Origin of the sequence: Proteus genomosp. 6 (genome assembly GCF_040139785.1) — a bacterium.
In the GTDB taxonomy this organism is placed as follows: domain Bacteria; phylum Pseudomonadota; class Gammaproteobacteria; order Enterobacterales; family Enterobacteriaceae; genus Proteus.
This window is the reverse complement of the sequence record NZ_JBEEVJ010000001.1, coordinates 353,548-377,736: the sequence shown is the minus strand read 5'-3', so window position 1 is coordinate 377,736 and position 24,189 is coordinate 353,548. Positions and strand designations below refer to the sequence as shown.

Below are 24,189 nucleotides of genomic sequence, written 5' to 3'. Positions count from 1 at the left end.
TAAACTATTACTGATGCTAAAGTTTCCCCTTACTGGAAGGTCAATTTAAAACCCAACAAAATAGAAGGTCTTTGCAAAACTTTTAACTACATTAAGCCAAATAACAAAACTTGCTAAATCATCACACAAAGGAATAGCACGCCTAATGAAAAAAATGTTCGCCTTGTTCTGCACACTAACGCTTTCTTTTACTATGCTCTTTTCTTCGAGTACAAAAGCGTTAACTTACACGCAAGCAGAAGACTTGGCAGATTTAACCGCTATCTATCTTTTTCTAAATAAAGATTGTGGTTATGAGCAAATATCAAAACCTAAAATTGAAAGAGCATTAATGGTTTTTTCACGATCACAACAATGGGATGTCAGTAATTACTCAACGTTGCCAATGAGCCAATTAAATGAAGATAGCTATAAAGATTTAAAAGGTATTGAAGTAACACACAGTAAGAAATGTCAGCTATTAGCGAATAAATCGCTAAGTTTATTAAATTATTAATACTTGTGTTAATTCACTATTGGATAAATAAAGCGAGATAACCTCTTTAAATACAGTTGTGATATAAAATGACTCATAGAGGTTATCAAAAGATTTTTCTACCTTTCTTTATGCTAATTATTTTTCTTCTGTCTATATTCGTTCCAATACAAAGCCACAGATGGAATACTTTGAATAATCAGCATTCGAAAAATATGATTCGACATAACAAAGGCGGCATCGACATTCATGGTTATCGCAGCAAAAGTCATTGCTTCCATACTTCCCGGCGCCCAAGCTAATACTAACGTTGCCCAAGGCACACCTGTTAGATAAGCCGCCCCATACGCCACAATCACGGTTAAAATCACATTAATAATCACAACTTGCACAGAAGAAAATGCATTTTTAATCAGTGATGAAAGCGGGAAAACAACAAAATGTGCGCCAATATTCATACCAATTAATACCATGCTCAATTCATTAAGAAGCATTGGAAACGTAATAGGCTCACTCACAAAAGATTGAACCAATATCGCGCTGCCTAATGAGGTCAGCATAAAAGGCGCGGGAAATCGGATTTTCTGTAATAAAAGCCCAGAGCCCAACCCTAACGCAATAATCAACAATAACCACAACAGAGAAATTATCGTCATTTCGGGTATTGCAAATTCAGGCATATTGGCTTTATCGGCTCCCACAATAAAACCCGCCATAATAATCAGCACCATTAAACGAATGGTATGAGAAATAACGATTTTTTGTGGTGGTGTTTTAGTATGATCAGTAAGAGCCAAAATAGCCGCCATCGCACCGGGTACGGCACCTAACATCGACTCTTCTTTTGTCCAACCGATATGACGATGAAACCAAAAGAAACTCACAAAAAACTGAATGGCTAAACAAACAACTAATGTCAGTAATAGAATAATTAAGTTATCAGCACTGCCTAAATGAACTTGATTAAACATTAAGCCAACCGACGAACCTAAAGTCAGTTGAATAAATGTCAATGTATGCTTAGGCACTGACAATTCCCATTTAAAGCGATAAGCAATGATGACAACAATAATCGGCCCAAACATCAGTGCCATAGGTAAACCAGAAAGGGTTAGCACACCACCAATTAATGCACAAAACAAAATACCCGGTAGAGTTTTCAAAAACGACATGTTGTGTTATCCAGCTTTTTTAATTATTGTTTCCATCCTAGCATTTGTATAAATATTTAATAACCAAATAGTGATAATGTAATTATTATTTTTTTTAATGCATAGAGCCGATTATGTCGCTGAAAATAACCACAAATCCCACATCAAATGAGATCAATGAAATTTATGAAGGTTTATTAACACATAACCTCAACTATATTCATATGGATCAATACACACCACTTGCGGTCTTTAAGGAAGAAAATGGTAAAAAGATGGGTGGGATAACAGGTGATATTTTAGGAAATTGGTTACGTATTCGTTATTTGTGGGTAGATAAAGCCTATCGAGGAAAAAATATAGCAACAGAATTACTGCAAGCTATGGAATTTGCTGCAAAAGAAAAAGGTGCCAAATATGCTGAAGTGGATACCTTTAGTTTTCAAGCCCTGCCTTTTTATAAAAAGCAGGGATTTGAAATATTTGGCATGTTAGAGAACTATCCGATTAGTGATAAGAAGTATTATTTAAGGAAAAATTTATAGTTTTTTGTTAGTTTTGTCTTCTTCACTTATTTCACTCGTATTTTCTTCCGTATTAACATTCAATTGATAATTATCTGGTGAAAATTTTAATTTATCACTTAAATCTAAAGGAGTCTCTTCTTCTGTAAAACTATCATCTATATCGAGTATAATCGAGTCTAATTTATTATTTATTTCATTGAAATTCTTATCTGACTTTAGCTCTGAATTTAAATTCTTTATTTTTTTCATTAAAGCATCCAATTCTGATTTTTTATAATGAACATGATTTATATTAAAACCTTCATAATCCCATTGATGACCAAAATCATCATCTTCATTCATTTCTTTTAAATTATCTAATTCACCATCATCAATATCTTGAGTGTCATCCTCATCAATTTCACTTATATTATCTATTTTTATTTTTAATAACTCGTTATTTCCTTTAACATCAAAATCATCAATATTGATATATTTTCTACTCAAGTCTTCTTTAGGTCTATGTCTTGGTAATTCTATTTTTGTTTCTTTCTCTACATCATTAATTATAATTATATTTGCTTGTATATCCGTGTCTACAGTCGTATTTGTATCTATTTGTGTAGCTGTATCTACTGTTATATTTGTATCTACTTGTGTACCAGTATCTACAGTTATATTTGTATCTACTTGTGTACCAGTATCTACAGTTATATTTGTATCTACTTGCGTACCAGTATCTACTATCGTATTTCTTTTTATCGAATTATGGTTATCACTAATATATTTCCCTATCCATTCTTGCATTAAGTCATTAAAGGAATATTCACTGCCCATATTTTTATTAAGTGCTATCATCATAATAGTAGATAATTTATTTTCTATTTTATTTTTTATAGTATCATCAAACTTATTAAGCACTTGGGCTTCTTCAATACCAATAAGTAAAATGTTCATTGATTTTATAAAATTATCTCTTTCTTTACCTGTTGAAAAGTTACTCATAAAATCATATCTTTTATTTAAATGAATATTTTCAAAATTAAAAATTGAATTTATTAACTTGAAAATATTTTTCATACTTTTATCATTTATTGAAGTTATTCTATTTACAATAATTTCATTTAAATATTCTACAATTAATTTACTGTCAGAGCCTTCATTCTCTATATCATCTAGTCCTGAGAAAAAATCTTTAGCTCTTTTTACTTCAGTTATATAATCACAGAAACTGTAAAAATCAAATTTATCATTTGCATGAGAAATTATGTTATTTATAGAATTTAAATTTTTATTTTTTATTTCAATATTTTTTTCATCTATTTTATTAAAAATATTACTATGTTTGTTTATATTAACAGTATCAAATAGCTTATTATTTTTTATATCTTTTATAAGAAAACCAATCTCTAGTTTATGAAATAAAGAAGTCAACACATGAATAATTCTCTTACCAAAAGAAGGTGAAACTGGTGTATTTCTTATTTCAGTTATTTTTTTTGTAAAAATATAATCTTCCTTTTTTGGAAGATAATGCTTTTTATTTAAAAATAACACGTTGGATTTAAATAGATTTGTTTTGCTAATCATAAATCACCCACCTATAAATCAATAAATATAATTAACTCATTAAAAATACAAATAAAAATAATTTAATGAAATTATTAAACATGCTCAAAATAATTAGCAAAATACTTTCTTAGCACTTCATCTTTAGATTTATCTAAATCATCAATACTTAACCCTAGCCGGCTAAAAATACCTTTTAAGTTATTTTCCACTACTGTTTTTTGTGTACTACTAGTACCATTACCGCCATCTGTCACTTTACCGCGACTAACGTAATCAATTGTTACATTCTTTTTATTTTCAAAATAGCTATAATTAATTAATAAAACAACAGCATCTTGCGCCCATTTATAATTAATATTATTACTTGAGTTTTTAAATAGCCGAGTAAGAAAATCATGTCCATTATCATTTTTCTTTATATTTTCATAAAAACTATCATTAATTAATTTTATTTTTTTATCCGTTTGTTCTCCCATATTCTTATAAATATCTTTGCTCACCATCCTTATTAAGTTGTCTACTTTAGCAATAGAGTCTTTCTCGCCAATAAATTTTTCATCTTTTGATAACTGGTTAAATAATTCTTTTGTTAAACTTAAAGATGTTTCTTGTTTGATTTCTTCGAAATTACCATCAACAGTTTTTTCAATTTCTAATATATTCTCTTTATTAAAAATAGAACCAATAATTTTATCAATAAAATTCTCAATCTTTACATCCTTATCCTGACTATTGATTTTTTCTTTTATTAAATTTTTTAACTTATCGGTTGTCTTAGATGAGGATAATTCATCTATATTTGGATTTGAAATAGCGTTTAATTCATTCATTATTTTACCAGGTAGATCAGAATAATTATTCTGGAATTTATTTTTAGCTAAATCAGCTTTAAGTTCATCATTTATCAGTTTAATATCATTAACAAGCTTACACTCCAAAGCTTTTTCTAATGTATGATATTTGATCATAATATCTATTTTGTTATTACTATTTACTTTTTTAGATATTACCTTATTAACATTATCAGTAAATGTTTTATTAAGTTGTTCTAACTTAATTGAGAAATTGTTAAACGCATCATTATCATTTGATATATTATCAAATTTAAATGTATTTAACGATTTATTTATATTTTTATTCTCAAAGTTTATTTTTATAGGTAATAATGTTCTATTTATAAATTTAAATGGTGAAATTAAACTTACAATTAGATTTTTAAAGCTCCTTTTTTTCTCACTTCTAAAATAAAGTTTTTGTTCTGTATTTAATTCCTTCTTTCCTGAATTAGTAATAAATTCTGAAAGTTTATTTCTAGCTTCTTTTTTCAAATCACGCCCAGAATCTATTATATCCTCAGCACCACTGACTAAGTTAGTAATTGAATCCGCACTTTCTATTATTTTATTAAAATAATATTCTATTTTAAGTTCATCCGTATTTTTATTAAGTATATTTTTTTTATCAACTACATTTTCTGCTCTAAGATTTCCAGAATGGGGTTTATAAATATCAGGATTTGTTTTATTTAATATATTCTGACATTCTTTAATATACTTTGAATAATTTTCTTGTAATATTTCTTCTCTTTTTCCTTTATCAAAAGGAACAGTAGTATTACCGATGGAATTTATATTTTTTGTTAAACCAAATTTTTTATTTATTTTATTATCAATCGTATCTATAGATGAAGATAAATTTGGTTGTATTTCTGAAATTTTCATTTTAATACCTATCAATTAAAAATTATTATAGACAGTCTATTCCTTTTGTTTTTTTATGTTTATAAAAATCACACACAAGTAATTAGTTAACTAGTTTCAATAAAAAAACACTATATTATTAAAATTTAAAAATAGAAATAAAAAAAGATATCAACAAGTGATATCTTTTTTTATTTTACTGATTTATCTTCCGCTGGAATTTAAAAATAATTTATTTCTTAATCATTCTTTTAAATCGTTATATACCGTTGCTCTTGAAACACCAAGGTATTGGGCAGTAATTTCCATCGCCTTACGCAGCGAAAGATAACCTTCATCTTGTAAACAGAGTAACAACTCGCGCCGTTGATGCGGTTTTAATGCTCTTGGTGTGACTGAATAAGTCGCAGAAAACTCATCAATACGTTTTTTTAGCGAATCTTCCGTCACTGAACTAAAGGTTTCAATAATGTCATTACCTTCTTCAAGGGTTGCAAATTGGTTAAGTACCATTTGTAATCCTTTGATCATCGAAATATCAATATTTAAACATAACGCTGCAACATAATTGCCCTGTTTGTCTTTAATACCGATAGACGTACTTTTTGCCGTTCTTCCATCCGGAAATTGATTGGGGTAATTCGCCACAATCTGAGGGAAATCTGACGATTCAATACGTGCCATTCCTAGCTCAGTTGCTCTATCCCCTACTTTTCTACCTGATAGATTATTTTCAATGACCATAATGGTATTTTCACTATCGGTTAGATCATGAAGTACAACTTCACAAAAAGGCGATAATGTTTTACCAATGCCTTGTGCAATAAATTGTAGTTGTTCTACCAGCCACTCTTGGTCTTCTGTTTTATGTGACATAACGATCCCTGCAATAGCTAAAACGTAAATGATTTATACAATTTTAACTGATTTATTCAAATAATTAATCGTTATCTGCAGGATAATCAGATTTTGCCTGATTTAGAATAGCTTTTGCCATCCATTGAGTCATATCAATGACCTGCTGATCATCCATTTTCCAGATATCTTTCATTACCAAAAAGACTTCAGACCCATAAATTAAAGAGAAAGATTTAATCACCTTATCCCACATTTCTTCAGGATAGTGTGCTTTTAACGGTTCAATAACTTTGAGTAAAATCTCTTTACGATGACCGCGAATAAATCGTTTTTCTGCATATTCACTTGATTGCCTCTCTTTTGCCCACTGCTGTAATGAGACTTGTAATGCACCACGCAGTGCACCTTCATGTTTAAACATTTGAGGATAGGCAAGATTGAGCAATTCAGTAATGCGCTGTTGCGTATTATCTTCAGGAGTGGGGTTCCATGCAATGATCGGTGCTAAACTTGCATCAACAGTGGCACTAATTAAATCACTTTGTGTTGGAAAATAACGATATGCGGTTGCTCTCGAAACACCTGCATGTGCCGCTAATTCCGACACTGTCGGTAACATTCCTTGCTCAAAAAGTCCCAATGCTGTTGTCACCAATAATTGATGGGTTCTTTTTCGTGTACCGGACATAGCATCCGTTTCGTCATTGTCACTCATAGAAAATCCTTCGTTATTTCCACACTTTATGTGTCTAATTTATTTTAAGTCAAATACTCACAACACTTAACGTTTACTTTAGGTGATTAATCACACCTTATCGACCTCTAGAGTATAAAAATAAAAATAATGAGACAAGAGTCTCAAAACGATGTTATGATAAATGAAACTCGAGTCTCATTATGGTTATAATCTATTCGTCGATAATCATAAAAGGTAAGGGAAGGCTTATGAAACAGTATTCTGGCTCTATTTATATTGCCACAACGCTTGATACTAAAAGTGCTGAGATTTTTTATGTCAGTGATTTAATTAAAAAAGCAGGCCTTCCTGTTAAAACCGTCGATTTGACAACTAAACCCACGACACTCGCCAAAGAAGCTGATGTCACCGCAGCAGAAATCGCAAGTTTTCACCCTAATGGTAAAGACGCGGTTTTCTGTGGCGATAGAGGTAAAGCCATAGAAGCGATGTCTATCGCATTTGAACACTATTTAACTCACCAAGATGATGTCTTAGCCATTCTTGGACTAGGCGGATCGGGGGGAACGGCACTGATTACACCAGCAATGCAATCTTTGCCAATTGGTGTACCTAAATTGATGGTATCAACGATGGCGTCTGGCGATATTTCAGGCTATATCGGTGCAAGTGATATCTCAATGATGTACTCCGTCACAGATGTATCCGGCTTAAATCGCATTTCTCGCAAAGTCCTAAGAAATGCGGCGAACCAAATAGCTGGCGCTGTTTATTTTTACCAAGAAGAACATGTTGTTGATAAACCGGCTGTCGCATTAACGATGTTTGGTGTAACTACGCCTTGTGTACAACAACTTACACAAAAACTTGAAAATAATTATGACTGCCTTGTTTTTCACGCAACAGGAAGTGGCGGTAAAGCCATGGAAAAACTGGCAGACAGTCACCTACTTCATAGCGTGCTCGATCTTACAACAACAGAAGTGTGTGATTACTTGTTTGACGGTGTACTTGCTTGTGATGAAGACCGTTTTGGTGCAATCGCCCGAACCAAAACCCCTTATATAGGTTCTTGTGGCGCATTAGATATGGTGAACTTTGGTCGCCCATCGAGTGTTCCTGAGAAATATAAAGGGCGTCAATTTTATCATCACAATGCGCAAGTCACCTTGATGCGTACAACACCAGAGGAAAACCGTCAATTAGGTATCTGGATCGCTGAGAAACTCAATCAGTGTGAAGGTCCATTGCGGTTTGTATTACCACAGGGCGGTTTTTCAGCTCTGGATATTGAAGGAGCCCCTTTCTGGGATCCTCAAGCAAACCAAGCTTTTTTTGATGCATTTATAACAACATTTAAAGAGACAGAGGCTCGTCAGTTAGTCATCAGTCCTTATCACATAAACTCTGCTGAGTTTACTCAGCAAATTTATGATTTACACCAGGAACTTATTTGTTAACCACGGAGAAAGAAGAATGACTCATTCACGTGAAACGTTACTAAAAAAATTCAATGAAATGATTGCACGCCATGAGCCAATTATTGGCGGTGGTGCGGGTACAGGGCTTTCAGCTAAGTGTGAAGAAGCAGGTGGTATTGACCTTATCGTTATTTATAACTCTGGTCGTTATCGTATGGCTGGCCGTGGCTCTTTAGCGGGTTTATTAGCTTATGGTAACGCCAATGAAATCGTTATGGATATGGCAAAAGAAGTATTACCTGTTGTTAAACATACACCTGTACTTGCTGGCGTTAATGGTACAGATCCTTTCTGTAACTTTGATAAATTCTTAGATGAAGTTAAAGCAACAGGCTTTGCTGGCGTACAGAATTTCCCAACGGTAGGTCTGATTGATGGTAATTTCCGCGCTAATTTAGAAGAAACAGGTATGGGTTATGGTCTTGAAGTGGATATGATCCGCAAGGCTCATGAAAAAGGTTTATTAACCACACCTTATGTCTTTAGTCGTGAAGATGCGATTGCAATGGCTGAAGCTGGCGCAGATATTATTGTACCTCATATGGGATTAACAACTGGCGGTAATATTGGGGCTGAAACAGCATTAACCTTAGCGGATTGTGTTCCTTTAATTAATGACTGGGCAAAAGCGGCAAAAGCAGTGCGTGCTGATGTGATTGTGCTTTGTCATGGTGGTCCAATTGCAACACCAGAAGATGCACAATATATCCTCGATAACTGCCCTGATTGCCACGGCTTCTATGGTGCAAGTTCAATGGAACGCTTACCAACAGAAGTGGCATTAACCGCAACAACCAAAGAATTTAAAAGTATTAAACGCTAATTCAAAATCATCAAGTTTGCCTAAGCGTTAATCTATATTGCCCACGTTATGTGGGCAATATTTTATGCAGATACTCTTAATCGATTAGACGAGTTTTGCAATTAATGTATTTAAATCCCCAGCTAAGAAATCAACAGGTGGAATTTCAATAACCGTATAAGCACCTGCACGTTGTTTCATACTTGCTCTTGCAGCAGACACCATAAATTGAGACGTCAATGCAGGGTTGTTAATACGCATTGAATATTCAAATAATTGATTATGTGTTTTACCCGAAACCCCTTTATGAGACATTTGCACACCATGTCCCACATCTTTTAAGCTATCAACACAATCGACTTGCTTAATATGAGTTTCATCAGAAGAGAAATAGCTATCTGCTTTAATGGCTTGCTCTACTTGATTAAAATCTACTCCAGCTTCTAATTCCACGTAAACCATACGACGATGAACGCCAGTTCCTAATGGAATAGTCATTGAAAGTGCATCTTTTACACCATCAATTGCTTTAGCCGCTACGCTATGCCCCATGCTCATACCAGGCCCAAAATTAGTATAAGTGATCCCTTTTGGTGCCATAGCTAACATTAGCGTACGAATAATAGAATCAGAACCCGGATCCCAACCTGCTGAAATAACAGCGACACGGTCATGTTTTTTTGCAACTTCATCTAACTCTGTTTTTAATGCCACAATTTCACTGTGAACATCAAAACTATCTACTGTATTAATGCCTAAGCTTAAAATAGATTTAGCTAATTCTTTAATTGCACGAGTCGGTGAACATAAGAGAGCAACATCAACATTACCTAATGTTTTAATATCGTTAGTCACGGTAATATTTTGCAGTTCTTCTGGAACATTATTGATATCACGACGAACAACACCCATTAATTCAAAATCTTGAGCAGCTTGAACCGCTTCTAATGCAAATCGACCAATATTGCCATAACCGACAATCGCCACTTTTATTTTAGTATTCATTCATTCCCCTGACTTTAACGTTAATCATCTCTTAATGATAATAGTGATTAGTTATCAATGAATAAACCATATAAACATCTTTTTTGCCAGATAAACATTATTTGCACTATTACCTTATAAATAAACCTTGTAGAATCTCTTATCTTCCTACGCGTTATATTAATAATATCGATTTCACTCTGTTTTTAAGAAGGTTTTCAATGCATCAGTCTGATGTAGCGGATCGCTCGCTTTTTTCCCTTAGTTGGCCAATATTTATAGATATTTTCCTACATCTAGCCACACTATTAATTAATACTTACATGGTAAGCCACGTTTCTACGGCTTACTTAGCTGCTATGGGCGTCGGTAACCAAGTCTTTGATCTTTTTATCACTATTTTTAGCTTTATTAGTGTGGGATGTAGCGTTGTTATTGCCCAATACTTAGGCGCGGGTAAAAAAGAAAAAGCCAGCCAAGCAATTCATATTTCTATCGCGTTTAACTCTTTGTTAGGTATTAGTAGTGCTTTGATCATTCTTTTCTTTGGCTACAATATTCTTAACATAATGAATACGCCTGAGCACTTGGTGCAACATGGCTACAACTACCTGCATATTATTGGTATTTGCCTTATTCCTGAGGCCATTTCGATTATTCTTGCAGCTTGTCTGAGAGTTTATGGTAAATCTAAAGCAGCAATGTATGTCACACTGATCGCCAATATTGTTACTGTCATTGGTAATATGATTGTGCTTTATGGCTTTTTTGGTTTACCACAATACGGATTAGTGGGTGTTGCGTGGTCAACGGTTGTTGGTCGTATTATTGCAGTTATTTTATTATGTGGATTACTGTTCTACGGTTTGCGTATTAAATTCGAAGCCAAACAACTCGTCGTATGGTCTAAAAATATGTTAGGGAAAATCCTACATATCGGTTTACCTGCTGCGGGTGAAAACTTGGTTTGGATTTTACATTACATGACTGCATCGGCTTTTATTGGATTAATGGGCGAAGTTCCTCTTGCAGCACAAACTCTCTATTTCCAACTGTCACTGTTTTTAATGCTTTTTGGCATAGCGATTAGTATTGGTAATGAAATATTAGTGGGTCACTTAGTGGGTGCAAAACGCTTTGATGATGCTTTTAATCGTGGGTGGAAAAGTTTAAAAACGGGTGTGATATTTACCATCGGGGTGGTTATTGTTTATTGGTTTATGCGTGATCCTATTTTGTATTCGATCACAGAAGACCAACGCATCATAGACCAATTGATCCCGCTGTTTATTTTGTCCGTCTTTTTAGAACCAGGTCGTACTTTTAATATCGTGATGGTGAATGCCTTGCGTGCTGCTGGTGATGCTAAATTTCCGCTGATGACAGCTATCTGCTTTATGTGGGGTGTTGCTATTCCGGTGGGCTATTTCCTTGGTATAAAAATGGAAATGGGCCTAATTGGTATCTGGATTGGTTTTCTTTGTGATGAATGGCTACGTGGCTTAACTAACGCATGGCGTTGGCGCTCTCGTAAATGGCAAACTAAGCGCTTGGATATTTAAATTAATATTAATATTAATAATTAATTTTCTGATAAAAAAGCTCCCTCATATTTCAATATTTTTTGAGGGAGCAACTTAATGTAATATCTATTTATTCTTAAAATAAAGAAGTGTTAACTCTATATCAATCATATAATAAAACTGGATATCATTAGGTATTTTATTTATATTATAATCTTTGAGTTCTTCAATAAAAGAATTAATTACACCATTGGTAAATTTTCTATTTTCTTTACTTAAAAGCAATTCCACTGGTATATACTCTATTTTTTTTAAAAAATCACTCGTTATTTTCTTTTTTACTTCACTTTTATCAATAATTGAACTTGATAAATCATCCATTGATAAATCATCCATTGACAAAAATGATTTATTTACACTTGTTTTTATCATTTTTATTATCAGCATTTCTTTACTTTCTTCTGATAGTTTTATTTTATTTAATAAACCAGTTTTATTTAATTTTTCTACACTGGATTCAATTATTTTCTTTAACTGCTTAAAAGTATCTTCCTTATTTACAATAAACTTACCCTTATATTTAATTAATTCATTTAAGTAATCTAATTTTTCTTTTATCTTTTTTTTTCTATTATTCAAAATACGTACTAACGATTCAATTAACGTTTTTTTATCAATAATACAGTCTACTATTTTCTCTACAATATTTGCATATAAATTTATCTCTTGGAGTTCATGTAATTTATTAATCTTAGAAAAGTCTTCTGTAAAAAAACCAGTAACATCTTGTTTCACATTTTTATTAAAGATATAAGAATACACAAATAAATAGTTTTTAATGTCATTAATTAATTCTTCATCATTTTTAACTATCTTATAATCCAAGGGTAAACCACTATCAATATAGTAATATATCAAATCTTCAATATTTACATCATCTATATTTTTTAGTGAAAATATTTTCAAGGAAACTTCATTATTAAATCCTTCAATTAATTTATGTTTAGATATTTTAATTTTTTTATTAGTAAAAGCATTTTCTATATATCCTGCTAGTTCTGATTTTATCTTTGATGTAAGAATTTCTTTTTCTTCAGAGGTCAAATTTCTTTGGGGGAGTTTTGGTCTTGAATTTCTAATTTCTTGTAGTTCACACTCATTAAAATCGTTATTACCACGCTCTGCTTCAACATTCTGTTTATCTATACTATCACTCGTTTCAAGAACAACATGATGTGATGCTTCAGCATTCTGTTCATCTGTACTATCATTCTGTTCAAGAACAACATGATGTAATGCTCTAGTCATATCCATATAGATACTCTCAGTAGCTTCTGAGGACTGATCGCTATTGCTAACAATATCCGTTGAAACATTGCTATCATCTAACGGCATATATTTTACATAAATATCCTCTTCGACGTAGTTTGAATAGCATTCTTTATTTTCTTTTAAATCATGAGAGGTTAATTTTACGCTTGATTTATTAGCCATGTTTTTATTTTCGACTGATAAAATTTCCTCACTAACATAATTTATAGGTTTTTCTTTATTATCACTTACAAAATGGGATTCTAAATATATGTTAGGAGTAAAAACAATACATCCATTATCTAATGATGAAAATTTTTCAGCCATGATATTATCTGATTTTTTTTCGAAACTATTATTAAAAAAATGATTTAGAACTATATTAGATGAAGTAATATTAGAAGGCATAATTATATCCTTATTAATCTATTTGTCATTATTATAATATCCTTTACAACTTATCTAACTATCAATTAATAACCTAAAAAAAATATTTTATTTTAAAAAACTTTTTAATGGTTTTTCACAAGAAATATGGCTTAACATAAATTTAAAAATATTAACAATAAAAAATAACCATTAATCAATATTAAATATTTATTATAAAAAATAATTATTTTTCTATAATTCTAATCGTTTTTTATGGTACAAGTAAGTGTTGTTTTTTTCTTATCAAGAAGATGACTTAGATTAAATAAAGAGAAAATACAAAAATAAAATACAATGCAATCTTATAATAAATCTCGTTGATGGTTTATTTCTTATCCGAAAGTTAATACCACCACAAATAGGGAAAATGACTCTGCGGGAATTATGCCGTTATCAAAAGACCCGCGTGTGCTTGTATTATAATGAGTTAAAGAATTAAAGGCGTTGGATGTTAAGAATATTAAAATCCACGACACTATAATTGTAACAGCAATACTACCTTCAGATCTTAATTACGATATTCCTACCATTGCCTTCTTTGGCCATTTAGGTACCAGTGCAGAACAAGTTAATAAGAAAAAAGCGCAAGTTATTCCTTATAAAGGTGGTTATCTTTATTTAAACAAGTAACTTGATATCTATTACGTCATTTAGCATGGTAACAAAACCATTTTGTGTGTTTTTATTTTTAAACATTATCAATTTCATCATTGAAATTTAAAATACAGCCACAATAAAAACCATGGGCACCACCATCATAATTTTAGTTTTTTTTAACTTTCTCCAATAATTCTTTTAATGTAAGATGCTTATTTTCATTCGATATTTTAAGCTGTTCGTCTATTTCATCTAAAAAACCACCAATTAATTTATTATTATTTATTAAATTAAATCTAGCTTTATGTACTTTCTCTATCAATGCTAGATTTCTTTCATTTATCTTATCCTTTCCTGCTAGAATTTCTTTTTGTTCCTCTGTTTCTTTTAATTTCTCCTCTTCACTAGGCTGCTTAATAATTTCTTCTACAACACCATTTTCATGCTTGCTTTGCTCATTTTTTAAATATTGTAAGTAAATAATATCATTAACTTTTTTATTTAATTTGAAAAAAGAATCTGATTCAACCAATTTATTTAAATAATTTTCCTTATTAAAACCGTTTGATTTTTCTTTATTTTCAATTCCATTATCATCTTCTAAAAAATTAGAGACTTTAGCAAGAAAAGTATAGCCATAACTATTATCGCCATCTGATAATCTATCTAATAATGATATGTCTTTTGTTGTTTCAATCAAGAAAGATTTAAATTTGTCCTTTTCAATATCTAATTTGTTTTCATTAGAATGAAATTCAACTTTACTATCATTAGATTCTATCGGTGTATCATCGTTATTTAAATTAGATAGCGTTGATAATTCTTTTTCATCATGTTCACTTATTTCATAAGAATGAAAATTTACAGATTCATATCTTGCATCATCAAATTTACTTTCTTTTAAATAATTAGAATTGGATTTCTCTAGTAATTCAACATTATTATTCATTCGAGGTTTAAATTTCATATCTGTAATATAATCAATTAATAACATCTTACTCTTCAACAAACTATCTTGTTTACATGAATGAAGAGCGTTAATAGCTTCATCAATTGGAATCAATTCTCCATTCGGAAGCTCAATATCTTTCAGAATATTCAGTCTTTCTTTTAAAGTATTTTTTTCATTATCTATGTGAGTAGACTCTATCATCTCATTATCTATATTGTTTTGTTCTTCATTACTGATAATTAAAATTTTAGGTTTTAAAAATGTACTCTTTGTATTATATATAATTTTATTTTCATAACGATTAGGGTGAATAAATTCATTTATTGTATTCACCACCTTGATGGATAGATTAGAAATAGAGAGTTTTATTCTCCCGCCTATGGAGATTATTTTATTCGCAATAGAGGGTGACTTTCTACCAATTTCATTGATACCATTCATTATCATAATACTCATGTTATTTATATATAAATAATATTTTACTCTCAGTATTTCTCTCATCTATCACTTCTCTTTTCTATTTTTTTAAATAAATAGCATTTATTTTAAGAAAAAAACTTAATAACTTTCAAAAAAATATATTAATTATGATAAAGAAATAATAATGAATTAAATGAAGTTTAATGATTAACTTCACAAAAATAGAAGTCATAAAGTAAATAAAAATAACCTCACCTATACAAAACACGATTTTTTTTAATAAAGAAAAAACCAAAAATTAAACATTGATTAACATTAAAAAATTACTGTAAAAAAAATTATTTTCCTCTAATTCCCTGCTGGTTTTTTTATGATACAACAAGTAGGTGTTGCTCTTTCCAATAAATGAGACAACTAAGCTTTAATAGAGAGAATACAAAAAATCAAACACAATGGAGTCTTGTCATGAATCTCGTTGAACGTTTTATTTCTTATACAAAAGTTAACACCACCACTAATAGGGAAAATGGCGCTGCTGGCATTATGCCTTCATCAGAAGGTCAGCGAGTGCTTGCACTGCAATTAGTTGAAGAGTTAAAAGCGTTAGGTGTTGAGGATATCAAAATTCGTGATACTGCAATTGTTACCGCAACACTCCCTTCTAACCTTGATTATGAAGTGCCAACGGTTGCTTTCTTTGGCCATCTAGACACCAGCGCTGAACAAACGAACGATACCAAAGCTCAAATTTTACCTTATAAAGGTGGTGACCTTTGCTTAAATAAAGAGCTCGATATTTATCTACGTCAAAGCGAATTTCCTGAATTAGAAAACTATATTGGTGACGATATTATCGTGACCGATGGCACAAGCCTATTAGGTGCTGACGATAAAGCCGCTATCGCCTCTATTATGGATATGTTGCAGTACTTTAAACAGCATCCTGAAGTTAAACACGGTACAGTTAAAATTGGTTTTGTGCCAGATGAAGAACAAGGTTTACGTGGTGCAAAAGTTTTTGATACTAAAGAATTCGGTGCTGATTTTGCCTACACCTTAGATTGCTGTGGTATTGGTGAATTAGTGTACGAAAACTGGAATGCAGGCGATGTTGAAATCACCTTTACAGGCGCATCAGCGCACCCAATGTCCGCCAAAGGTAAATTAAAAAACTCACTGTTAATGGCACATAAATTTGTTGCTATGTTACCGGGCGGTGAAGCACCTGAATATACAGAAGGCCGTGAAGGTTATTATTGGGTAAAACAATTAGCAGGTAATAGCGCGCGTACTGTATTAAAAATGGATGTGCGTGATTTCACCGAAAAAGGTTATGCGCACCGCATGGCATTTTTAAAACAACTCTCAGATTATTGTGAAGGTTTATGGGGTGAAGGCTCTGTCACTTGTAAACTCGCAGATCGTTATGCCAACGTGTTTAATAGCCTGCAAGGCGATAAGCGCTATCCTATCGATATTGCAGTGGCTGCTTATGAAGCGAATGGTATTACACCTCGCCCAATCCCAATGCGCGGTGGTTATGATGGTGCAGCACTCTCTCAAAATGGCCTGCCTTGTCCTAATATTTTTACTGGTGCTCATAACTTCCACTCTATTTATGAATATCTGCCAGTTAAATCGCTTTATGCGGCAAGTGATGTCTTAAAATCTGTCGTTAAGATCACCGCTGAACGTTTTGCACCTGGAGCTAAAGCATGATCCAAATTCTTGCGGTCTTAGTTGTCGTTGTTATTGTCGCTAGAATGATCTTGAAAGGATATAAAGCAGAACCTGTTTTGTTAGTGGCGGGTTTAGCCTTAATGGCGCTAACGATGATGTTTGGTTGGGGAGATATTCTTCCTAAAAATGTCAAAACAACAGGTATTGGCTGGCTAGATCCTTTTGAAGTAATGCGTGATCTCTTTAGTAGCCGTGCGGCTGATCTTGGTTTAATGATCATGGCGCTGATGGGATTTGCACATTATATGGATCATATTGGTGCCAATGAGGCCGTTGTCCGTGTTGCAACTCGCCCATTGAAAAATATGCGCTCACCTTATGTGTTGCTATTTTTCTCTTTTTTACTCGCAAGTATTTTGCAACTTGCTATTCCTTCAGCAACAGGATTGGCCGTTCTATTAATGGGTACGATGTTCCCGATTATGATAGGACTTGGCTTATCCCCCGCTTCCGCGGCAGGCGTAATTGCAACATCATTGGGCGTTGCTTATACCCCAACAGCAATTGATGCCATTCGTGGTGCAAAAGCGGTTGATTTAGGCGTTGTTGAATATGTGCTTTATTACCAAGGACCTGCGGCGATTGCTACCGTATTAGCCGTTGGTATTACACATATCTTCTGGCAACGCCATTGTGATCGCAAAGCTGGGTTTGTGCCTCAATTAGGCAAAATGTCTGAAGAAGCAAAGAGTGATAAAAATGTACCCGGCTTTTATGCCTTACTGCCAATGTTACCTATCATTATGGCAGTAAGTTCATCAAGCCTATTTGTTGAAGGTATTCACCTTGATGTAGTCACTATTGTATTGATTTCAATGGCAATTTGCATGCTGATTGAAACATTACGCTTACGTGATTTTAAATCAGTGTGTGCGGGCTTCCAGCATTTCTTAAAGGGTATGGGTTCTGCATTTAGTAATGTTGTGGGATTATTAGTCGCAGCGGGTGTTTTTGCTCATGGTATTAAAGTCAGTGGTGCAATAGACAGTCTGATCGTTATGGCGGAATCTGTTGGCCTACCACCATTTGCAATGGCATTGGTCTTCGCTGTCGTAACATTAGCTGCCGCGATTATTATGGGGTCAGGTAATGCACCTTTCCTTGCCTTCGTTGAACTTATTCCACAAATTGCCCATAGCATGGGCGTAAACCCAATTGCGATGATTTTACCAATGCAACAAGCGTCACATATGGGACGAGGTATGTCTCCAGTGGCGGGTGTGATCATTGCCGTATCGAGTGGCGCAAAATTACAGCCGTTTGATGTTGTAAAGAGAACAGCAGTACCGCTTATGGTCGGTTTTGTATTCCATAGTGCTATTATTGCTATCTTCTATTATTAATAAATATACCTGAAGCAATAATTGTTGCTTCAGGTTATTTTCAAATAATAAACTTCTTAAAAATAAGTGAAGATAATTTATTGTTATTTTCATAAATAAAAAATTAGTTATATTTTATTTAAAATATATTTACTCAATCATTTTAAAACAAAGATAAAATCACTAAATTAATGAAAATATTAACAAAACAATAAGATGTTATTCTTATACAGCAGAAAATAAAACGCCTATTATTTATTTTGTTAAAATGATGACATGGTATTAAACGCACTCACTCATTGCCATTTATTTTAACTATTCTGAGTTAGCCCACATTAAGTATGATAATTATACTAGCAATAGAATGGTGTATTCGTTCTATTGCATTTTTATTTAATCTTATTATTAGATATTAAAACCATCTCATTCTTTTTTATTTCTCATCACTTCTTTTTAAGAAAAAAACACAAAATGCCTCTCTTTTTATCAATAAATACTGCAAGAGAGCCAAAACGGTTGCTTTATCTTTGATATAGAAAAAATTACCAGTTTTAAAGTTAATAAGGGTGATATTTTCTCAAAATTTGTGCAATCTTAGTAAATTCAGAAAAAACTTTCTCCCATAAATTCAGTATGATGTTTGTATTAAAAATAGAATAACCTATTGAATTTTCATACTGTTTATTGGATGCATGCAATGAAAGAACAATTATCTTCTCGTTGGAAAATATTGATAGCGGCAGTTAAGCAACAAGTAAAACCCGCTTTAGGTTGTACAGAGCCTATTTCGCTTGCATTAGCGGCTGCAACAGCAGCAAGTTACTTACAACACGCGATTACCCGCATTAGTGCTGAAGTCTCTCCTAATTTAATGAAAAACGGTATGGGCGTAACCGTACCAGGTACGGGCATGGTGGGATTATCCATTGCCGCAAGCTTAGGTGCCGTTGGTGGTGATTGTAAAGCAGGTCTTGAAGTATTAAAGAATGCAACACCAGAGCATGTTGAACAAAGCAAAGCACTATTAGCCGCGGGCATCGTGAATGTTTCAATTAAAAAAGAGTGCCAAGAAGTTCTATATAGCGAAGTGACTGTTGAAGATAGTGAAAACAGCGCAACTGTCATTATTGCAGGTAACCACACTAATATTGTTAAAATTATTCATAACGGTCATGTTGTTCTTGATAACACTTGTGCTGGCGCAGAACAATCTGCATCACCTTGCGAAATAAAAGAAACGTTAACCCAAACCAATACTCAAGAAATTTACCAGTTTGTTACCCAAACGCCAGTAGAAGAAATTTCTTTTATCCTTGAATCAGCACACTTAAATGATGCGCTATCAAAAGAAGGTTTGAACAATACTTATGGTTTACATATTGGGCAAACTTTACAGCGCCAACAACAGCGTGGCTTATTAGCAAAAGATTTATTATCAGAAATCATGATCCGTACTTCTGCGGCGTCTGATGCACGTATGGGGGGTGCCGTTTTACCCGCAATGAGTAATTCTGGCTCAGGCAACCAAGGTATTGCCGCAACGATGCCTGTTGTCGTGGTTGCTGAATATTTACAAGTTGGCGAAGAGAAAATGGCAAGAGCATTAATGCTTTCCCATTTACTGGCTATTTATATTCACCATAAATTCCCTGCACTATCTGCGTTATGTGCAGCAACAACCGCATCAATGGGCGCAGCTGGTGCAATTGCATGGCTAATGGATGAACGTTACGAATCTATGGCTATGGCAATTAGTAGCATGATTGGTGATATCAGCGGTGTGATTTGTGATGGTGCTTCAAATAGCTGTGCGATGAAAGTCTCAACTGGCGCGAGTGCAGCTTATAAAGCTGTGTTAATGGCTCTAGATAACACTTATGTGACAGGTAATGACGGTATTGTCGCTCATGATGTTGATTCTACAATTGAAAATCTATGTGCACTAGCAAGCCGTGCAATGCAACATACCGATGTTCAAATTATTGAGATCATGGAATATAAAGCCGTTGCTAATGGCTAATTTGAGCGTTTAAAAAAAGCACCCCATAATATTGGTTATTATGGGGTGAAACATAAGATCCTAGGAACAGGATCCTCCTCAAGTCAGGAGCTTATCAATATTCGTTACTGCTATTTACGGATACTACGGTTCAACGACTACGGTTACTTTACTGCTCTACTTCTTACTGCTTTTTAACACTCACTACAGGGTATTAGGTTAATAAGCCTTCTCTTCTGTGCTAGGCATCAATGCATCAAAATTGGCTCTTATCTCTTCTTCTGGTAATTGAATACCAATAAAGACCAATGTACTTTGACGAGTTTCATCTTCATTCCACGGTCTATCCCAATCAGCACTATAAAGGCGTTGTACACCTTGGAATAACAAGCGATTAGGTTGGTCTTTAATATTTAATATCCCTTTATAACGCAAAAGATTATCAGCAAAGCTTAATAATAATTTTTCCATTACGTCTGAAACTTCTTGTAACTCAACAGGGTAATCAAACTTTAGTACAATCGAATTAATGTCATCTTGCTTATCAGCCTGATAACGAAACAGAGGCTGTTTTACATCGAGGTTATCGTTCAACATAAAACCTTTTACGTTAAACAGTAATCCTAAATCAATTTGTCCATGAATAACGGTATGCACAGGCGCTCTAGCATTAATACGTCTTAGTCGTGCCATTAATTCAGGAGAGGCTGGAGTGACGTCTGTTTTCGTTAACAGAATGCGGTCGGCATAACCAATTTGTGATTGTGCAATCGTAAATTGATCCAGTTGTTGCTGAGCGTGAACATTATCAACAAGCGTGATAATGCCATCTAATAAGTAGCGCTGGCAGATGATCTCATGAGAAAAGAATGTTTGGCTAATAGGACCTGGATCAGCCATTCCTGTGCATTCAATAACTAATCTATCAAATTCGATTTCACCACGATCTAGGCTGTCACATAAGTCTAATAGCGTATCTTCTAATTCATTCGATTTACTGCAACAAATACAACCATTGGTCAGTGTTTTAATTTGAGTGGCTCTATCACCAATGATTTCATCATCAATAGGGACTTCACCAAATTCATTTTCAATAACGGCAATTTTATAGCCATGCTCTTCATTAAGCATATGACGTAAAAGTGTTGTTTTTCCCGATCCTAAAAAACCGGTCAGTATTGTCACTGCAATAGGTTCCATCATTTATCTCCTTTACGGATCATTAGCAACAGCGAAAACCGCCTTTACCATCACCACCGCCATAACGGGCTTCCTGACGCTCACGGAAAAACTCGTTATAGGTCATAACAGGCTTATCTGGATGGTTATCTTTCATGTGTTGCACATAATTATCGTAATCAGGAATACCTATTAGCATACGTGCTGCTTGTCCTAGATATTTTCCAGCTTGTCCTAAATTACCAAACATAAGTTTCTCCTAAGCCCCGTACTGGCAAGCCAGCACGGAGGTTTAACCTATCTACCTAAATTAGTGACCTGAGGACACTTTTACATCTTTTGGCATAGGAACATACGGTGTTTCTTGTGATGTATCTTCTGGGTTTTTACGCGCTTTCATTGCGGTACGGAAACCGTAGAAAATGATGCTGTAAACAACCACTAAGAACAGAATACTTAAGCCAGCATTGGTATAGTTGTTAATTACAATATGATTCATATTGGTAATTTCAGCCGCAGTTAAGTCAGCACCACCTGCTAAGATCTTCGCTTTGTATTCATTTGCTAAGTAGAAGAAACCTTCCATTTGTGGATCATCGCTGAGAAGTTTCAGACCTAATGCCCATGTTGTACAAATTAATAACCATACTGCTGGAACAACTGTCACCCAGATATATTTAGTACGTTTCATCTTAACTAAGATAACAGTACCTAATACCAGAGCAACTGCCGCTAACATTTGGTTTGAAATACCAAACAGTGGCCACAAGCTCTTAACACCACCTAATGGGTCAACAACACCTTGGTATAACAGATATCCCCATAATCCTACGCAACCCGCAGTACCAATCACACCCGGAATGAACGAGTTTGTTTTCTTCAGGTAAGGGATAAAGTTACCTAACAAGTCTTGGAACATAAAGCGACCAGAACGTGTACCCGCATCTAACGCCGTTAAAATAAAGAGCGCTTCGAACAAGATCCCAAAGTGATACCAGAAGCCCATATCCGCAGCAGGAATGATTTTATGGAATACCATCGCGATACCAACAGCTAAGGTAGGCGCACCACCAGCACGGTTTAATACAGAAGGCTCACCAATATCTTTCGCCGTTTGTAGAATTTCTTCTGGCGAAATAACAAAGCCCCATGAACTCACCGTTGCAGCAGTATGCACAGTAACTTCTCTTAACTGCTCCATAATAACTGCTGTATTTTCACCACCTAATTCATGAAGGTTCGGCATAGTAATACCTAAACCTGCTGGTGGTGTATTCATTGCAAAATACAGACCGGGTTCAATGATAGATGCAGCGACTAATGCCATGATCGCAACGAATGATTCCATTAACATTGCACCATAACCGATAAAACGCGCATCCATTTCATTGGCAATAAGTTTAGGTGTTGTACCTGAAGCAATTAGTGCGTGGAAACCAGAAACGGCACCACAAGCGATAGTGATAAATAAGAATGGGAATAAAGCCCCTTTCCATAATGGTCCTGTACCATCGACATATTGAGTAACCGCTGGCATTTTCAGTTCAGGGTTTAGGATAACAATACCAACGGCTAAACCAACGATAACCCCAATTTTCAGGAACGTCGCTAAGTAATCACGAGGAGCAAGGATCAACCAAACTGGCAGTAATGCAGAAACAAAAGCATAACCAATAAGACCAAAGGTGATTGTTGTATCTTTAAAGGTGAGTGCAGGTCCCCAGTATGGATCATGAGCAATAACGCCACCAAACCAAATCGCAGCAATCAGTAATACAATACCGATAACAGAGACTTCACCGACACGACCCGGACGGATATAGCGCATGTAGATACCCATAAACAGGGCAATTGGTACTGTTGAACAAACAGTGAACACACCCCATGGGCTTTCTGCTAATGCTTTAACAACGATAAGCGCAAGCACTGCAAGAATGATGATCATGATAAGGAAACAGCCGAATAAAGCGATAGTACCCGGAATAGGACCCATCTCTTTCTTTATCATCTCACCAAGTGAGTTACCATTACGGCGTGTTGAAATAAACAACACCATAAAGTCTTGTACTGCACCAGCAAGCACAACCCCAGCTAATAACCAAAGCGTACCCGGTAAATACCCCATTTGAGCAGCAAGAACAGGCCCTACTAAAGGACCAGCACCCGCGATAGCCGCAAAGTGGTGACCAAATAAAACATAACGGTTAGTTGGAACGTAGTTCAAACCGTCATTATTAACAACAGAAGGTGTTGCTCTAGTTGGATCAAGCTTCATCACTTTTTGAGCGATATAAAGACTGTAATAACGATAAGCAACTAAATAAACGGCAACAGAAGCAACAACTATCCATAGTGCACTGACGTGTTCACCACGGCGAAGCGCAACCACTGAAAGACAAAAAGCACCGATAATCCCTAGGATCACCCAAGGTACGTGCTTTAAAAATGCATTTTTGTTCATGAGACACCTTTTTTTCAGGCAAGACCGAAC

At 34.1% G+C, this 24,189-nt stretch carries 20 protein-coding genes; 9 read left to right on the top strand and 11 right to left on the bottom strand.

Features of this window, described 5'->3' with window-relative positions:
* Nucleotides 1-145: 145 nt before the first annotated feature.
* A complete protein-coding gene (locus ABN212_RS01630; protein WP_160230012.1) occupies nucleotides 146-496 on the top strand; it encodes a YacC family pilotin-like protein in 351 nt (116 codons plus the stop codon).
* A gap of 113 nt (nucleotides 497-609) precedes the next feature.
* Here ABN212_RS01630 and ABN212_RS01625 read toward each other — a convergent pair whose 3' ends face one another.
* The gene (locus tag ABN212_RS01625; protein ID WP_196532273.1) at nucleotides 610-1,647 is read right to left on the bottom strand and encodes an AbrB family transcriptional regulator; all 1,038 of its coding nucleotides are present in this window, start codon (nucleotides 1,645-1,647) and stop codon (nucleotides 610-612) included.
* Nucleotides 1,648-1,760: 113 nt separating this feature from the next.
* Between ABN212_RS01625 and ABN212_RS01620 the strand changes: the two genes are divergently transcribed.
* Nucleotides 1,761-2,171: a GNAT family N-acetyltransferase gene (locus tag ABN212_RS01620; RefSeq protein ID WP_349442766.1), complete on the top strand. Its 411-nt coding sequence runs from the start codon at nucleotides 1,761-1,763 to the stop codon at nucleotides 2,169-2,171.
* Here ABN212_RS01620 and ABN212_RS01615 read toward each other — a convergent pair.
* From ABN212_RS01615 to ABN212_RS01600, 4 genes are all read right to left on the bottom strand, one after another.
* A complete protein-coding gene (locus ABN212_RS01615) occupies nucleotides 2,166-3,722 on the bottom strand; it encodes a hypothetical protein (protein ID WP_349442764.1) in 1,557 nt (518 codons plus the stop codon). The genes ABN212_RS01620 and ABN212_RS01615 overlap by 6 nt on opposite strands.
* A gap of 74 nt (nucleotides 3,723-3,796) precedes the next feature.
* Nucleotides 3,797-5,425 carry a hypothetical protein gene (locus ABN212_RS01610; protein ID WP_349442763.1) on the bottom strand — a complete coding sequence of 543 codons (1,629 nt, stop codon included), beginning with the start codon at nucleotides 5,423-5,425 and terminating at the stop codon, nucleotides 3,797-3,799.
* Between the two features lie 222 nt (nucleotides 5,426-5,647).
* Nucleotides 5,648-6,280 carry a helix-turn-helix transcriptional regulator gene (locus tag ABN212_RS01605; protein ID WP_006535016.1) on the bottom strand — a complete coding sequence of 211 codons (633 nt, stop codon included), beginning with the start codon at nucleotides 6,278-6,280 and terminating at the stop codon, nucleotides 5,648-5,650.
* A 64-nt stretch (nucleotides 6,281-6,344) separates the two neighbouring features.
* On the bottom strand, nucleotides 6,345-6,977 hold the full coding sequence (locus ABN212_RS01600) for a TetR/AcrR family transcriptional regulator (RefSeq protein ID WP_109371635.1): 633 nt from the start codon (nucleotides 6,975-6,977) through the stop codon (nucleotides 6,345-6,347).
* A gap of 230 nt (nucleotides 6,978-7,207) precedes the next feature.
* Here ABN212_RS01600 and ABN212_RS01595 point away from each other — a divergent pair, with 230 nt between their 5' ends.
* Together ABN212_RS01595 and ABN212_RS01590 are read left to right on the top strand one after the other, a co-directional pair.
* A complete protein-coding gene (locus ABN212_RS01595; RefSeq protein ID WP_349442762.1) occupies nucleotides 7,208-8,419 on the top strand; it encodes a Tm-1-like ATP-binding domain-containing protein in 1,212 nt (403 codons plus the stop codon).
* Nucleotides 8,420-8,435: 16 nt separating this feature from the next.
* Nucleotides 8,436-9,263, top strand: a complete 828-nt coding sequence (locus tag ABN212_RS01590) for a phosphoenolpyruvate hydrolase family protein (RefSeq protein WP_198619381.1) — start codon at nucleotides 8,436-8,438, stop codon at nucleotides 9,261-9,263.
* Between the two features lie 84 nt (nucleotides 9,264-9,347).
* On the opposite strand, the gene ABN212_RS01585 is transcribed toward ABN212_RS01590, so the two are convergent.
* Nucleotides 9,348-10,247, bottom strand: coding sequence for a diaminopimelate dehydrogenase (locus ABN212_RS01585; protein ID WP_198619380.1), 900 nt, complete (start codon nucleotides 10,245-10,247; stop codon nucleotides 9,348-9,350).
* A gap of 200 nt (nucleotides 10,248-10,447) precedes the next feature.
* On the opposite strand from ABN212_RS01585, the gene ABN212_RS01580 reads away from it, so the two are divergent.
* The gene (locus ABN212_RS01580) at nucleotides 10,448-11,788 is read left to right on the top strand and encodes an MATE family efflux transporter (protein ID WP_349442761.1); all 1,341 of its coding nucleotides are present in this window, start codon (nucleotides 10,448-10,450) and stop codon (nucleotides 11,786-11,788) included.
* Between the two features lie 87 nt (nucleotides 11,789-11,875).
* On the opposite strand, the gene ABN212_RS01575 is transcribed toward ABN212_RS01580, so the two are convergent.
* Nucleotides 11,876-13,468, bottom strand: a complete 1,593-nt coding sequence (locus tag ABN212_RS01575; RefSeq protein WP_349442760.1) for a hypothetical protein — start codon at nucleotides 13,466-13,468, stop codon at nucleotides 11,876-11,878.
* Between the two features lie 465 nt (nucleotides 13,469-13,933).
* Here ABN212_RS01575 and ABN212_RS01570 point away from each other — a divergent pair, with 465 nt between their 5' ends.
* Nucleotides 13,934-14,119, top strand: coding sequence for a hypothetical protein (locus ABN212_RS01570; protein WP_349442759.1), 186 nt, complete (start codon nucleotides 13,934-13,936; stop codon nucleotides 14,117-14,119).
* Between the two features lie 133 nt (nucleotides 14,120-14,252).
* Here the strand turns inward: ABN212_RS01570 and ABN212_RS01565 are convergent, their stop codons facing one another.
* A complete protein-coding gene (locus ABN212_RS01565) occupies nucleotides 14,253-15,479 on the bottom strand; it encodes a hypothetical protein (RefSeq protein ID WP_349442758.1) in 1,227 nt (408 codons plus the stop codon).
* Nucleotides 15,480-15,923: 444 nt separating this feature from the next.
* On the opposite strand from ABN212_RS01565, the gene pepT reads away from it, so the two are divergent.
* The 3 genes from pepT (at nucleotide 15,924) to ABN212_RS01550 (ending at nucleotide 20,540) form a co-directional block, all read left to right on the top strand.
* The gene (gene pepT, locus ABN212_RS01560) at nucleotides 15,924-17,177 is read left to right on the top strand and encodes a peptidase T (RefSeq protein WP_198619375.1); all 1,254 of its coding nucleotides are present in this window, start codon (nucleotides 15,924-15,926) and stop codon (nucleotides 17,175-17,177) included.
* A complete protein-coding gene (gene dcuC, locus ABN212_RS01555) occupies nucleotides 17,174-18,541 on the top strand; it encodes a C4-dicarboxylate transporter DcuC (RefSeq protein ID WP_198619374.1) in 1,368 nt (455 codons plus the stop codon). Before pepT ends, dcuC begins: the two co-directional genes overlap by 4 nt.
* A gap of 676 nt (nucleotides 18,542-19,217) precedes the next feature.
* Nucleotides 19,218-20,540, top strand: coding sequence for a serine dehydratase subunit alpha family protein (locus ABN212_RS01550; protein ID WP_349442756.1), 1,323 nt, complete (start codon nucleotides 19,218-19,220; stop codon nucleotides 20,538-20,540).
* 198 nt (nucleotides 20,541-20,738) lie between these two features.
* Here the strand turns inward: ABN212_RS01550 and yjiA are convergent, their stop codons facing one another.
* Genes yjiA through ABN212_RS01535 form a run of 3 tightly spaced genes read right to left on the bottom strand, consistent with a single transcriptional unit; the run spans nucleotide 20,739 to nucleotide 24,159 of the window.
* Nucleotides 20,739-21,719, bottom strand: a complete 981-nt coding sequence (gene yjiA, locus ABN212_RS01545; protein WP_109371655.1) for a GTPase — start codon at nucleotides 21,717-21,719, stop codon at nucleotides 20,739-20,741.
* A 22-nt stretch (nucleotides 21,720-21,741) separates the two neighbouring features.
* Nucleotides 21,742-21,948: a YbdD/YjiX family protein gene (locus ABN212_RS01540; protein WP_004245057.1), complete on the bottom strand. Its 207-nt coding sequence runs from the start codon at nucleotides 21,946-21,948 to the stop codon at nucleotides 21,742-21,744.
* A 60-nt stretch (nucleotides 21,949-22,008) separates the two neighbouring features.
* Nucleotides 22,009-24,159, bottom strand: coding sequence for a carbon starvation CstA family protein (locus ABN212_RS01535; RefSeq protein ID WP_109371657.1), 2,151 nt, complete (start codon nucleotides 24,157-24,159; stop codon nucleotides 22,009-22,011).
* Nucleotides 24,160-24,189: the final 30 nt, after the last annotated feature.

Bases quoted from the DNA above. Each gene is read 5' to 3' on its own strand.
- ABN212_RS01630 (WP_160230012.1), top strand. From the start codon at position 146: ATGAAAAAAATGTTCGCCTTGTTCTGCACACTAACGCTTTCTTTTACT.
- ABN212_RS01625 (WP_196532273.1), bottom strand. From the start codon at position 1,647: ATGTCGTTTTTGAAAACTCTACCGGGTATTTTGTTTTGTGCATTAATT.
- ABN212_RS01620 (WP_349442766.1), top strand. From the start codon at position 1,761: ATGTCGCTGAAAATAACCACAAATCCCACATCAAATGAGATCAATGAA.
- ABN212_RS01615 (WP_349442764.1), bottom strand. From the start codon at position 3,722: ATGATTAGCAAAACAAATCTATTTAAATCCAACGTGTTATTTTTAAAT.
- ABN212_RS01610 (WP_349442763.1), bottom strand. From the start codon at position 5,425: ATGAAAATTTCAGAAATACAACCAAATTTATCTTCATCTATAGATACG.
- ABN212_RS01605 (WP_006535016.1), bottom strand. From the start codon at position 6,280: ATGTCACATAAAACAGAAGACCAAGAGTGGCTGGTAGAACAACTACAA.
- ABN212_RS01600 (WP_109371635.1), bottom strand. From the start codon at position 6,977: ATGAGTGACAATGACGAAACGGATGCTATGTCCGGTACACGAAAAAGA.
- ABN212_RS01595 (WP_349442762.1), top strand. From the start codon at position 7,208: ATGAAACAGTATTCTGGCTCTATTTATATTGCCACAACGCTTGATACT.
- ABN212_RS01590 (WP_198619381.1), top strand. From the start codon at position 8,436: ATGACTCATTCACGTGAAACGTTACTAAAAAAATTCAATGAAATGATT.
- ABN212_RS01585 (WP_198619380.1), bottom strand. From the start codon at position 10,247: ATGAATACTAAAATAAAAGTGGCGATTGTCGGTTATGGCAATATTGGT.
- ABN212_RS01580 (WP_349442761.1), top strand. From the start codon at position 10,448: ATGCATCAGTCTGATGTAGCGGATCGCTCGCTTTTTTCCCTTAGTTGG.
- ABN212_RS01575 (WP_349442760.1), bottom strand. From the start codon at position 13,468: ATGCCTTCTAATATTACTTCATCTAATATAGTTCTAAATCATTTTTTT.
- ABN212_RS01565 (WP_349442758.1), bottom strand. From the start codon at position 15,479: ATGAATGGTATCAATGAAATTGGTAGAAAGTCACCCTCTATTGCGAAT.
- pepT (WP_198619375.1), top strand. From the start codon at position 15,924: ATGAATCTCGTTGAACGTTTTATTTCTTATACAAAAGTTAACACCACC.
- dcuC (WP_198619374.1), top strand. From the start codon at position 17,174: ATGATCCAAATTCTTGCGGTCTTAGTTGTCGTTGTTATTGTCGCTAGA.
- ABN212_RS01550 (WP_349442756.1), top strand. From the start codon at position 19,218: ATGAAAGAACAATTATCTTCTCGTTGGAAAATATTGATAGCGGCAGTT.
- yjiA (WP_109371655.1), bottom strand. From the start codon at position 21,719: ATGGAACCTATTGCAGTGACAATACTGACCGGTTTTTTAGGATCGGGA.
- ABN212_RS01540 (WP_004245057.1), bottom strand. From the start codon at position 21,948: ATGTTTGGTAATTTAGGACAAGCTGGAAAATATCTAGGACAAGCAGCA.
- ABN212_RS01535 (WP_109371657.1), bottom strand. From the start codon at position 24,159: ATGAACAAAAATGCATTTTTAAAGCACGTACCTTGGGTGATCCTAGGG.